Origin of the sequence: Helicobacter felistomachi (assembly GCF_030296895.1) — a bacterium.
Lineage (GTDB): Bacteria > Campylobacterota > Campylobacteria > Campylobacterales > Helicobacteraceae > Helicobacter > Helicobacter felistomachi.
The window spans coordinates 1,435,177-1,447,670 of sequence record NZ_AP028022.1 but is presented as its reverse complement, the minus strand read 5'-3'; the positions used below and the strand labels follow the sequence as shown (position 1 = coordinate 1,447,670).

The window sequence follows — 12,494 nt, the reverse complement described above, 5'->3', positions numbered from 1 at the left end:
TCTAAAGCCTATAAAGACGCGTGCCGCAAGTTACACATCCCCCCCTTAGTGCGCCCCCTTTTCTTTACCCTTAAGTGGGCGGACACTTTCAAGCAGCTTAAAGACTTTCGCTCCGCACAATCAAGCTAGCAGGCAAGTTAAAGGCTTGTATGATTTCTTGCTCTAACGCCCTTTGCTCCCCGCTGTCTGTTTCATGGTCGTAGCCCAGCAGGTGCAAATAGCCATGCAAGAATAAAAGCGTTACTTCATCTAAAAGGCGATGCCCCCACTTTGCCGCTTGCTCTTGAGCCAGGGCGACATTCACCACCACGCTGCCTAAAAAGTCGCTAAAGGGCATATCAGTAGGAAAGCTCAAAACATCAGTGGGCTTATTGACCCCCCGATACAAGGCGTTTAACTCTTGTATGCGCTCAGGGCTCACCAACACCACTTCCACCCCCCCTTTTTTGCCTAAATGCGCCATCAGGGGGGTTAAGTGCTCTCTTAAATCCCCTAGCCCGCTTTGCACTTCATCGATCAAATCTATTTGAAACTCCACAACACTCCCTTTAAGAGAAAAGCACTATAATAGCACCTTTTGGAGAGCAAGGCATGTTTGAACCCCTACACAACGCCCTTTTAAAGTGGTATGCCACCAGTGGGCGCATTGACCTACCCATACGCCATTTAAAGGGCGCAAACGCCCCCTATGAAGTCTATGTCAGCGAAATCATGTCGCAACAAACCCAAATCGGCGTGGTGTTAGACAAATTCTACCCCCCTTTTTTAAAAGCCCTGCCGACCTTAAAAGCCCTAGCAGAGGCGAAATTAGAGCAGGTTTTATTGTTGTGGCAGGGTTTGGGCTACTACGCTCGGGCAAAGAATTTACACAAAAGCGCACAAATTTGTTGTGAATTGCATGGGGGGCAGCTGCCTAACGACTACCAAGCCCTAAGAGCCTTGCCGGGTATCGGCGATTACAGCGCAAACGCGATCTTGTGCTTTGGCTACAAACAAGCGGTAGGCGTGGTCGATGCCAATGTTTCACGGGTGCTTTTACGCCTATTTGCCCTAGACCCTAAGAGCCCAAGCCTTGCCAAACTCTTGCAAGCAAAAGCCCTAGAGTTTTTAAACCCCAACAACCCCTTTGATCACAACCAAGCCTTGATCGACTTAGGCGCGCTGGTTTGCACCCCCGCTAACCCCGCCTGTCTGCTCTGCCCCCTGCAACAAGCCTGCAAGGGCAAGCACGATTTAAAAAGTTTCAGCGTCGCTAAAAAGCCCCCCAGCACGCCCATCACCAAGCATTACGGCGTGTGTCTGCAAGGGGGGTTTTTATATTTAACTTGTGCCAAAAAGGGGCTATACGCTCACTTGCACCAAATCCCCCTACTCAAAGAGCAAGAGCAAATCCACTTGCCCCTTTTAGCCCAAGTGCGCCACAGCTACACCAAATACCGCCTGAGTGCCAAAATCTATGAAGCCACTTTGGCGGATTTAGACCCCAACGACCTTGTCAAAATCCCCCTAAAAGACTTCAAAAACGCCCCCAAAAGCGCCCTTAGCCTTAAAATCATGCACGCTTTGCCCCACCTAAATCTCTAAGCCACAAGCCTAAGTTAAAATATCCTAGAATAAGGCTTTTTATTTTAGGTAAGGAGTGATCCATGAAGTTAGCCAAGTTTGCCCTAGCTTGCGATGGGGAAAGAGTTACGAGTTTAGAGCAGCTCAAAGAGCATTTTAATTTGCTGGATATTTTGGAGCATTACCAAAGCCAAACTCTGCACCGCTGGTTGCGCTCAAGGGTAAGCGAGAAAAGCAAAGAGGGACGGGAGTGTGCAGAGCTGTTACAAGGCGTGGAGGGGATTACAGCCACCACAGACGCAGAGATTTTAAATGCGTTATGTGGGGTGTTTGGGATTGAGGAGAGCAAGGAGAGTATCCAAGACATGCTAGAGGCACATAAAAAGGCAGAGGATAAACAAGCCCTAGAGGCAGAAAAAGAGGCATTAAAAGTCGAGATTGCAAGCCTAAAGGCGCAAATCCAAACCCTGCAATCTCCCCCCCCACTCCCAGCCTAGAGGCAAGGCGAAAAACTTACAACACGCTTAAAGAAAAACTTCTCAACGCCAAAGATTTAGCAACAGGCAAGGCGGCTTTAAAAGAGTTGCTCAAAGATTACGCCGACTTTTTGGAAAAAGACAAAACCGGGATTGTCGAGCATTTATATGTATCAATGATGACATGTATAGACGAAGCAATAGATAAAATGGCCGCCCCCAGACAAAGAATGGGACTAATTAATCATATCTATTTTAGCGCAGCTGATTTAAACAACCCTGTATTTACACAGAACAGCCACCAAGCCCTGCTAATTTATCTTTTAGCTCATCCTATATTTACAGCACATGAGATTGAGCAATTTAATCATGTTTTACCCCATTCTTTGCCATATATTTTAAGCGATATGGCTCAACTTTTAGGCACAAGAATCCATACGCTTACTTTGGACTTTGACACCTTACGCACAGAGCACTATGATTTTGGCAAAATTGTTTGTTTTGAAAGTCATTTAGGAGCTGATGAGATACAGTTTGTGGATAAAAATAACAAACCACTTAAAAACAATGTGGTTTTATTTATCTCAAACACCCTAAAAATTGTATCTGCTAATAATACAAGACTAGGCAAACAAACTTTGCAATACCTAGAACTCGACCTTTAAGGACCCCCCATGACCCCCACAAATTTAGCCCAACAACTCCAGCAACTCATAGACACCCACGCCCCCATTTTGTATCTGCAATGCCAAGACAAGGACGCGCTAGATGTGCTGATAGAGCAAGTCAGAGAGGGCAGGGCGTGTTTAGAATTTGACAACGCCCTAGGCGCATTAGATTTTCAAAGCAAACGCCCCCTAGATTTAGAGCACCCCCAAGATTTAACAAGCTTTTTAAAAGCCCACTACGACCGCCCCTTTGACACCGAGCTGTTTTTGGTGCTTAAAGACATTGAGAATGAGCTAGAGCAAAGCCCTAGTGCGGTGGCTTTGTTGCAACGCATGGCGCGTTTTATTTTAAACAACGCCGATTACAACGCCACGATTTTTATTTTCTCCAGCCATTTAGGCACGCCCACCATCCCCAAAGAGCTAGAGATTTACACCCGCATTTTTGATGTCCCCCTACCCGATAAAACCCAAATCCTAGCCACCCTTAAGAAGTTTGCCCAAGCCAACCAAATCCCCCTAGAGGAGCAAGTGGCAAAGGAGCTTGCCCTAGATTGCAAGGGCTTAAGAGAGGTGCAAATCGAGCAGATTTTACGCCTAGCCTACTACGAAAGGGGGGGTATCAACGCCCAAAGCCGCGACTTTGTGATCCAAGAGAAAGAACAACGCATTAAAAAGACCAATCTCTTAGAAATGGTGCGCCCTAAGGAGGGCGAGGACTTAGCCCACATGGGCGGGCTAGAAAAGCTCAAACACTGGCTACAAGCGCAGGCGCACATCATCGCCAATTTGGATCAGGCTATGCAAAAGGACGTGGATATGCCAAAGGGCGTGTTGGTTGTGGGCGTGCCCGGGTGTGGGAAGTCTTTAAGCGCGAAGGCGTGTGCGGGGTTGTTTAAGCTCCCCTTAGTGCGCCTAGATGTGGGGCGGTTGTTTGGCAAGTTTATAGGCCAAAGCGAGGAGAACATGCGTGCGGCTTTGCAATTAGCCGAGGCGATCAGCCCCTGTGTGCTGTGGATCGATGAAATCGAAAAGGCGTTTAGCGGGATGGGGGCAAACGAGGGCGCACACGAGGTGAGTAAGCGCTTATTCGGGCATTTTTTGACATGGATGGAGGAGAAGACCAGCATGGTGTTTATCGTAGCCACAGCCAATGACATTACAAGATTTCCCCCTGAGTTTTTAAGAAAGGGGCGCTTTGACGAGCTCTTTTTTGTGGATTTGCCCGGCGCAGCAGAGCGAGAGCAGATTTTAAAAATCCACCTACAAAAACGCCAGCAAAACCCAGAGCCCCTAGACTTAGCAAGCCTTGCTAAAGAGTGCGAGGGCTTTAGCGGGGCGGATTTAGAAAATCTTGTCAAATTAGCGGTGCAAGAGGCGTTTATTGAAAAGCAGAGCTTAACCCTAGACTTGCTAAGAAGGGCTTTACACGCCACCACGCCCATCACCAAGACCATGCACGCTAAAATCCACGCCATTCGGGTGCAAGCACAAAAATTGCACCTAAAAAACGCCGGCGAGGCTGTGGCGCACGAGGAGCTAATCCGCGAGGGGCGAGATTGTAATTACAGCAGTCAATTACGCGAGAAAATCCGCTTGAATGTGCGTAATAAATTAGTGGGGGCTTTGGTGCGTTTAGACAAACACGCCGGTAGCGAATACGATGCGGGCGAGCTTAGCGACATATCCACCATGTTAAATTTAGTACAATCCATTGACAGCTTTTACCAGTCCATAGATAGTCTTGTGCTTTCGGCAAGTAACAAAGATTACGAATCCATGCCAACAAAAGGCTTGAGATACGAGGCAAAACGCCCCAATAACCTAAGCTACGACCAAAAGGACTAGCATGCAATCCATAATTTTTAACCCCACACCCCTACCTAGCCTTTTGCCCACCTTCACCCCCGAGCAAGCCCATGCCTTTAGCGAAATACTAGGACGCTTTTTAGAGGCAGAGGCAAAGGGCGGAGCGGAGGGCATTGAAAAACAATTAGCACAAGAATTGCCCGGATGCGATGCGAAAGAGATTCGAGCAGAGATTGAGGCAGAGCTCAAAATTTACGAGCAAAAGCAAGAATCTTTAGAAAAAGCCCTAGAGAATGGACGCACTAAGGAGCAATGGCTAGCTAGCCAAATCAACAAAGCCAGCCAAAACCTAGCCACGCAAGAGGTCGTGCCCTACTTAAACAACCTAGACAACGCCCTGAAAGAGGCAAATTACAAAATACAAGAGGCATTACTTACTAATGAGGGGCTCATTAACCAAAACCCTAATTTAGACGGCTTTATCGCCGAACAACAGCATGCCAATAGCTTTAATCTCAACGCCACCGCCAAAGGTTCGTCATATCGGGCGGAGGTGCTGACCCCTGAAGGGCAATATTCTAAAAATGGTGTAGATCTTGTGATTAAGGACGCAGAGGGCAAGGTAGTTAAGCGTTACCAATCCAAATACACCCAAGACGCACCAAGCACACAAAAAGCCTTTGAAAAGGGCGACTATCGGGGGCAACAAAAATTAGTCCCCAGCGATCAAAAAACGCAACTGCAGGAGCAGGGCTTAAAAGTTACCGACAAGCTAGAAGCCCCCGATGGCACGACCAGCACCCCCTTAAGCAAGCAAGAGGTCAAAGAGCTACAGAGCAAAGCCCAACAAGAGGGCAAACTCCCCCAAGCCGATTACAACGATTACAAAATACGGGACTTAACTTTAGGGATCGGCAAAGAGGCGGGTAAGGCGGGGCTCATTAGTGCCGGGATTTCTTTAGGAATCGATGGCGTTGCGCTCATGTGCTCTAAAGAAAAGCTAGACAAGGGCAAGGCACAAGAGATGGCTAAAAGGGCGATCACCACAGGCGCAGACACGACCGCCAAGACCGCCGCCGCTGCTGCCATTAAGGTCGCCGCTGAAAAAGGGATTTTACCTAAAGTGTGTGGGGCTAAAAATGTCTTTGTGGCACTAGGCACGCTTGCCATAGACCATGCGAAAGTGTTTTACAAATTAGGCAAGGGAGAAATCACGGGCGAGCAGGCGATCGAACAACTCCATATAAACTCCCTATCCACCATCGCCGGCATTGTGGGGGCGGCTGCGGGCGAGAGTGTGCTTGCGGCAGCCCTTACAAGTTTGGGCGTGGCTTTTGGACCTGTAGGCATGGCTGTGGCGGGCTTTGTGGCTGGCACTTTGGGCTATATGGCAGGCTCAAGCGTGGGGCAGAAAATCGCCGAAGCGTCTAAATCCTTTGTATCTAGCGTGGCAAATGGCCTAAAATCGGCTTGTCAAGCTGTGGGTAGTGCCATTAAATCTGTGGCGAGCTCTGTGGCTAGCGGGGTTAAAGCCGCTTTTAGTGCTGTAGCGGGGTGGTTTAGTTAGATTTGCAAAAAAAGCACACCAACCAAGCACATAACAATAGCTTTTGCAGACCAACAAGCGGCACACACATGTTTGAAAGAACTCAAAAGTTGTTACAGAAATTAAAGAAATCGTCAAAAGTCAGGGCCAAAAGCAAAGCCTATGGAGCGATCGTTACCTTAAATCGTTATAATTCCTTGTTTTAAATTTACAACGGAGGTTTTTTATGGTGAAAGGTTTTGCGATGTTAGGCATTGGTAAGGTGGGGATCATTGAGAAAGAATCTTTGGAGTGTGTGGTGCCCGTGCGTCAAAAGCTGGAGTTGGGTCCTAAGGATGCCTTTGTGCGCCCTTTGGCGGTGGCGCCTTGCACTTCGGATTTACACACCTGCTATGAGGGGGGGATTGGCGAGAGGACTGACATGTTTTTAGGGCATGAGGGTGTGGGGGAGGTCTTGCAAGTGGGGGCCCTGGTGCAGGATTTTAAAGAGGGGGACATTGTCATTATCCCGGCGATCACGCCCGATTGGAGCTCTTTAGGGGCGCAAAGGGGTTACGCCCAACACGACCACGGCGCGCTTTCTGGCTGGAAGTTTTCTAACTTTAAAGACGGGGTGTTTGCTGAGAAAATCCACATCAACGATGCGGACGGCAATTTGGGGCATTTGCCAGAGGGGGTGGAGATCACCGATGCAGTGATGCTTAGCGACATGATCACCACGGGCTTTCATTGCGCCGAGCAAGCCGCGATCAAACCCGGCGATCGTGTGGCGGTGGTGGGCTTAGGGCCTGTGGGGCTGATGGCACTAGCGGGGGCAAATCTCATGGGGGCGAGCGAGATTTACGCCGTGGATTGCGTGCCTTTTAGATACGAAGTGGCGCACAAGCACTATGGAGCAACCCATTTTGTGGACTTTAGCAAAGCCCCCATGCACGAACAAATTTTAGAGCTCACTAAGGGTGTGGGGGCGGATAAAATTTTGATTGCTGGGGGGGCACGGGCATTTTAAGCGAGGCTTGTGCTTGTTTGATCAATGGGGGCGTGGTGTCTAATGTCAATTACTTTGGCAGTGGGGAGGTGTTGCCCTTATCGCGCGAGGCGTGGAATGTGGGCATGGGGCATAAGACGATTAAAGGCGGCTTAACCCCCGGGGGGCGTTATCGCATGGAAAAGCTTGCCAGATTGCTGCAAACCCAAAAACTGAGCGTCAAACCCATCATCACACACCATTTAGAGGGCAAGTTTGAGGAGATCGCACAGGCTCTAGCGTGGATGAAAGACAAGCCGGCCAACTTCATCAAGCCCGTTGTCAAAATCAAATGGTAGAGGTTTGGGGTGCAGGAGATTTTGATTTTAGGGGCAGGGTATGCGAGCCTAGCGTTTGTCAAGTCTTTGCCTAAAGAGGTGTTGCAAGCCCACTCTTTCACGCTCGTGTCTAAGACCTACCAGCACAGCGTGCAGGTCTTGTTGCACGATGTTGTGGCGGGTTTGCCCGGACGCCACGCTTTAAACCTTATGGAGATTTTACCCCCACAAGTGCGCTTGGTGCAAGATGAGGTGCTGGAGATCAAAGAGGGGATAGTGGTGGGGCGCAAACAGGAATACCCTTACACAAAGCTAATCGTAGGCTTAGGTTTTGCGAGTGAGAGTTTTGGTGTGGCGGGGGTTGAAGAACACGCCCACGCCTTGCTAGATCACCGGCAATGCCAAGAATTGCATCAAAAATTACAAAGTGCCATGCAAGAGAGTCAAAAGCCGCTAGAGGTGGTGGTGTGTGGGGCGGGCTTTAGCGGGGTGGAGTTGGTGGGGGCGTTGGCAGATGCCTTTAAGGGCAGGGTTCATCTCACCTGCCTAGAGGCGATGCCTAAGATTTTACCCATGTTCTCGCCTAAACTCGCCAACAAGGCACAAGAATATTTGCAACAGCTAGGGGTGCGCCTAAAAGTGGGGGCAAAAATCCTAAAGTGTTTAGAAAAAGGGGTCATTGTGGAGGCGGGGGGCAACAAGAGCAAGTAGAGGCGGATTTCATCTTTTGGACTTGTGGGGTGAGGGGCAGTGTTGTCGTTGACCATTCGCCCTTTTTTAAAAGTGTGCGTGGCCGTGTGGAGGTCAATAGCTTTTTAGAGCCTGTGGGGTTAGAAAAGCGGGGGGTGTTTGTGCTGGGCGACTGTGCGCTTTTTAAGGACACACATAACCGCCCCACTCCGCCCACAGCACAACTAGCCACACAAATGGGGGCATATTTGGGAAGGCATTTTAAGAGCATGGTTGCAAATAAGCTCCCCACAAGCCCCTTTATTTACAAGCCAAAGGGGACCATTTGCTCTTTGGGGACTCGTTATGCCATCGGACAGATTGGGTGCTTTTGCATCACGGGCAGGCCTGCGCTGTGGCTTAAGAGCATGATTGAGTACAGGCATCAAAGGGCTTTAAAGAACTAAAAATTTAAGGGCGGGTCTTGACAAGCCCTAAAAAAAACGCTAGAATGGGGTTTTTGTTTTAGATTGTTCTTAATGTTCCAGATTAGCTCAGCGGTAGAGTAGGCGGCTGTTAACCGCTTGGTCGTAGGTTCGAATCCTACATCTGGAGCCACTTGCTTTCCCATTTTACTTTCCTGAGATTTTTAGAACCTTTGAAAAAAACTTGTTTACTCAACATTTACCGCTTTGGTCGATTTTAACCCCGCTTGTTTTATTAAGCAAGGGTGGAACACTCTTAGCTTGTGTATCCACACCAACTTTTTTATAAGGAGATTTTATGGTTTCTAGTTTCAAGCGCACTGTGAAGGGGTTGGCTCTTTCTAGCTTGGTGGCTGTTAGTGCTGTGTCTGTGGCCCAAGCGGATGAAAAAAATGGTTTCTTCATGGGTCTTGGCTACCAACAAGGTAAGGCCGGTTATAAAAGCTACAATGAAGGTCTCACCACCGGTATGCCCATCTATGGTATGGGCGTCCAAATGGGGGGTGTGGGCTTTGCGAATAAATGGTTTGGCGGTCAAGTTTATGGCTTCTTTGATTGGAACAACACGGCGCAATATGGCCAGCAACAAAGATAAAGACAATATCTACACCTATGGCGGTGCGGCGGACATGATCGTTAACTTCATCGCCACTAACCCCTTTGCAATGGGTCTTGTGGGTGGGATCCAACTTGCCGGTAACACATGGCAATTTGGCAACATGGGCTCACACACCGGCTTTCAGTTCCTCTTTAATGTGGGCGGACGCATTAGGGTAGGCACCCACTCAGCGATCCAAGCGGGCATTAAATTCCCCATGATTCCCCAAAAACTTGGTCCAAATTTCGCCGTGATGCGCCACTACTCCTGGTACGTCAACTATGTCTTCACTTTCTAGCTAGCTTTTGTGCCTAACGCCGGCTCTGTGCACGCACCAAACGCACAAGCTCAAGGGCGTTGGCGCGGGGCAGATCGGGCAACATCCCATGCCCTAAATTAAAAATAAAGCCCGCTTCTTTACCCATCACTTCAAAGATACGCTTAACACCCTCCACCATCGTTTCATGGCTATACAGCCTTGCCGGCTCTAAATTGCCCTGCAAGACATGGCGATCGCCCAGCACCTCTTTAGCTAAGGCTAAAGGCACATCCCAGCCACACCCAAAGACTTCAAAACACCCCCCCTTGAAATGCGCCAAATACGCCCCCACGCCCTTAGGGAACACGATTAAAGGGATTTTAGGGTGCTTAGACTTAAGGGCTTTGGTGATTTTGTGGATATAGCTCCAGCCAAATTCTAAATACGCCTCCAGCTCCAAAGCCCCCGCCCACGAGTCAAAGAGCATGAGCGCATTCGCCCCCGCTTGTGCTTGCATGTCTAAATAGCTGGTGATCTCTGCACTTAGGGCTTCTAACAAGGCGTGGGCTGTGGCCGGCTGGCTATAAAGGATTTTTTTAGAGCGGCTGTAGGTCTTGCTGCCTTGCCCCTCGAGCATATAAGTCGCTAAAGTCCAAGGCGCGCCGCTAAAGCCAATGAGAGCTTTAGACTTATCCAGTTGCGATCGCACACTAGCGACAATCTCATAGACAAAGCCCAAATCTTGAAACGCCCCCCTCTTTAGGGCTTTGATGTCCTCTAGGCTTGTGATGGTTTGGGGGAATTTGGGCCCAAAGCCGGGGATAAACTCTAGGGGCAAACCCATTTTATGGGGCAAAAGCAAAATATCGCTAAAGAGAATGGCGGCATCCACATCTAAAATCTCAATGGGCTGGAGCGTGACTTCTGTGGCAAGTTTGACATTGGCGCATAGGTCTAAAAAGTTTTTAGCTTTTTTACGCACCGCTTGGTATTCGTGTAAATACCGCCCGGCTTGGCGCATCATCCAAATGGGGGTGTAGGGGGTTTCTTGTCTAAAACATGCGTCAATGAAGACCATCGCAATCCTTTAAATGGGGTTTAAGAGCAATTTTAGCTTGCATGCAAGCGACAATCTTGCCATGCAATCTTGCGTAAATGCCCGCCAGCTCTAATTTATTCTCATAAAGGGCGCAAACTTGGGGCAAATCTTGCGCTAGCCCTTGGGTGAAAAAGCTTTGCAATTCGTGGTAATCCTCGATCTCTAGGCCCAACGCGGCTAAGAGTTTATAGGTGTAGGCATCCACGACAAAGACGGGGCGTAAGCAAGCGTAATTTAAAATGCTATCCGCGCTCTCAAAGCCCACGCCCTTTTGCGCCAACAGCCATTCCCGGCTCACCTTAAGCCTAAAGCTTTCAAAGTCTGTAAAATCCTTTAGGATATTGTGGCTTAAAGCTTGCAAATAGCGGGCTTTTTGGCGGTAAAACCCACTGGGGGCAATGAGTTTAGCTAGATTATCTAAAGGGATTTGGGCGAGATTTTCTAGGCTCTTGGTGGGGTCTGGCTCTAGGACACTTGCGGCTTTAAGATGATCTAGGCTCTCTTGTACCTTGCTAAATTTTATGCGCTGGGTGAGGATTGCGCCTAGCACCACCTCTACACCCCCGGCACCGGGCCACCATAAGGGCGGGGCGTGGTCTAGTAAATTTAAAGATTTTAAGGCTTTTAAAATACAAAAGGCTAGGCTCATAAAAAGCGCGCCAACACCATACCGCTAAAGGCATCGCCCTTGTAAAACTCAATGCGGAAAATGCGCCCCTCTGTGTCTATCGAATAGCGTTTGTCTAGGTCTTTGTGGGTGATTTTAAAGCCGGCCTCGTCTTTCGCCCCCATATGCGTGAAGCCGATGACATTCACCCGATAACCCTCTTGTGCCAAAACTTTAAGGGATCTGTGCACCTCCACGATTTTTGCCGGCGCGCTCTCTTCTAATTTGCCATCAATCTCTAGTTTGACGCTCTTTAAGCTACCATCAAAAGGCAAATACAGGGGGTGGAGTCGGGTCATCAATTTATTGCCGTATTTGAGCCACACTTGCTTTTGTTTAGGCAGTAAGCCTAGGATATAGCTTTTAGACTTTAAAGAGATTTGCTCTAGGGGGGTGTTTTTAGGCAGGGGGAAAAAGTTTAAATGCCCCCGCAAGCCATAAAGGGGCAAAATGGTGTTGTCGTTTAAAACCACGCTTAGGCTTGGGTCGTTGATGAGTTTATAAAGGTTTTCAGGGCTTAGGGTAAAATCCTTGCTGTAATGAATGCCTAGCTCTTTTAGCAGGCCCTCAATGGCTAGTAGGTGGTAATACACTCTTGCAGGCAGAGGCAACTCTTTGCTTGCCTCGTTGGCAAAGGCGGGCTTTTTGTGCTTAATGGCAAAGTAAGTCAGAGCCTTTTCCATTTCTACATTGCCCTGTGCGGTGTGGGTGTTGCGGATATAGTAGCGGTGCAAGGGCTTTAATAGGGACTTGTTGACATTGGCGATGATGCCTTGCGACACTTGTTTTAAATGCCCGAAGGGCACGCCGGGCAGTTCGTCTTGATCTATAATGGACGAATTGCCCCAGCGCCTAGGGTTTAAAAGGGGGCTTTCATAGTGGGGGCGGTAGAAGCCACTGCCATCGTGCAGGTGCAAGATTACATCTACCTCTTTGGCGGTGATGATTTTCTTGATAGACTGGATGAGGGGGTATTCCGGGTCTTTGCTGCTTAGATAAGCAAACTTACGGTTTAAATCCCCATACACCCCCCGATGGTTTCTAAGCATGGAGTAGCGGTTTAATACCGGCACCACCCACACACTCCCGGATAAAATCTTGTAGTGCATTAAGAAAATATCTGTAGTGTTAAACCCCCCCGGCTCATCGCCTTGAATCCCCCATTAAAAGCAAAGTGGGGGCGTTTTTAGAGCCTTCTTTTTTCACCAACTGTAAGGGCATGGCGTTTAAAGACGCACACAAGAGTAACCATACAATAAACTTCATCAACAATCCTGCTTAAAATCCGCCATTATACCTAAAAAACCCCTAAGTGTTAAGGAATAAAAAATGCTTGTAGACAGTATCTTG

12 protein-coding genes, 1 tRNA gene and 2 pseudogenes are annotated in these 12,494 nt (G+C 48.6%); 11 read left to right on the top strand and 4 right to left on the bottom strand.

All coding sequences use genetic code 11. The annotated features are described in order from the left end of the window. Positions 1-97 precede the first annotated feature (97 nt). Positions 98-463: an rRNA maturation RNase YbeY gene (gene ybeY / locus QUE23_RS07615; RefSeq protein ID WP_286349442.1), complete on the bottom strand. Its 366-nt coding sequence runs from the start codon at positions 461-463 to the stop codon at positions 98-100. Positions 464-591: 128 nt separating this feature from the next. On the opposite strand from ybeY, the gene QUE23_RS07610 reads away from it, so the two are divergent. The 11 genes and pseudogenes from QUE23_RS07610 (at position 592) to QUE23_RS07560 (ending at position 9,417) form a co-directional block, all read left to right on the top strand. Then, positions 592-1,584, top strand: coding sequence for an A/G-specific adenine glycosylase (locus QUE23_RS07610; RefSeq protein ID WP_286348453.1), 993 nt, complete (start codon positions 592-594; stop codon positions 1,582-1,584). Between the two features lie 62 nt (positions 1,585-1,646). Next, a complete protein-coding gene (locus QUE23_RS07605; protein WP_286348452.1) occupies positions 1,647-2,060 on the top strand; it encodes a hypothetical protein in 414 nt (137 codons plus the stop codon). An 86-nt stretch (positions 2,061-2,146) separates the two neighbouring features. Further along, positions 2,147-2,704, top strand: coding sequence for a hypothetical protein (locus tag QUE23_RS07600; RefSeq protein WP_286348451.1), 558 nt, complete (start codon positions 2,147-2,149; stop codon positions 2,702-2,704). Positions 2,705-2,713: 9 nt separating this feature from the next. Next, positions 2,714-4,555, top strand: coding sequence for an AAA family ATPase (locus QUE23_RS07595; RefSeq protein WP_286348450.1), 1,842 nt, complete (start codon positions 2,714-2,716; stop codon positions 4,553-4,555). Between the two features lies 1 nt (position 4,556). Beyond that, positions 4,557-6,083: a TrbL/VirB6 family protein gene (locus tag QUE23_RS07590; RefSeq protein WP_286348449.1), complete on the top strand. Its 1,527-nt coding sequence runs from the start codon at positions 4,557-4,559 to the stop codon at positions 6,081-6,083. Positions 6,084-6,288: 205 nt separating this feature from the next. Further along, a complete protein-coding gene (locus QUE23_RS07585; RefSeq protein ID WP_286348448.1) occupies positions 6,289-7,071 on the top strand; it encodes an alcohol dehydrogenase catalytic domain-containing protein in 783 nt (260 codons plus the stop codon). 17 nt (positions 7,072-7,088) lie between these two features. Beyond that, on the top strand, positions 7,089-7,388 hold the full coding sequence (locus tag QUE23_RS07580) for an MDR/zinc-dependent alcohol dehydrogenase-like family protein (protein ID WP_286348447.1): 300 nt from the start codon (positions 7,089-7,091) through the stop codon (positions 7,386-7,388). Positions 7,389-7,397: 9 nt separating this feature from the next. Continuing rightward, entirely contained in the window at positions 7,398-8,078 is a 681-nt protein-coding gene (locus QUE23_RS07575) for an NAD(P)/FAD-dependent oxidoreductase (protein ID WP_286348446.1), read from the top strand. Then, positions 8,027-8,503: an NAD(P)/FAD-dependent oxidoreductase gene (locus QUE23_RS07570; RefSeq protein WP_286348445.1), complete on the top strand. Its 477-nt coding sequence runs from the start codon at positions 8,027-8,029 to the stop codon at positions 8,501-8,503. Before QUE23_RS07575 ends, QUE23_RS07570 begins: the two co-directional genes overlap by 52 nt. Before the next feature lie 76 nt (positions 8,504-8,579). Continuing rightward, positions 8,580-8,654 (top strand) — tRNA-Asn (locus QUE23_RS07565). A gap of 165 nt (positions 8,655-8,819) precedes the next feature. After that, positions 8,820-9,417 (top strand): annotated as a pseudogene (locus QUE23_RS07560) (outer membrane protein). Between the two features lie 13 nt (positions 9,418-9,430). Here QUE23_RS07560 and hemE read toward each other — a convergent pair. From hemE to QUE23_RS07545, 3 genes and pseudogenes are all read right to left on the bottom strand, one after another. Continuing rightward, a complete protein-coding gene (gene hemE, locus QUE23_RS07555) occupies positions 9,431-10,456 on the bottom strand; it encodes a uroporphyrinogen decarboxylase (protein ID WP_286348444.1) in 1,026 nt (341 codons plus the stop codon). Then, a complete protein-coding gene (locus QUE23_RS07550; RefSeq protein WP_286348443.1) occupies positions 10,443-11,126 on the bottom strand; it encodes a 3-methyladenine DNA glycosylase in 684 nt (227 codons plus the stop codon). The genes hemE and QUE23_RS07550 overlap by 14 nt, the downstream gene beginning before the upstream one ends. Next, a pseudogene (locus QUE23_RS07545) lies at positions 11,123-12,410 on the bottom strand (M99 family carboxypeptidase catalytic domain-containing protein). The gene QUE23_RS07550 and the pseudogene QUE23_RS07545 overlap by 4 nt, the downstream one beginning before the upstream one ends. Between the last annotated feature and the right edge of the window lie 84 nt (positions 12,411-12,494).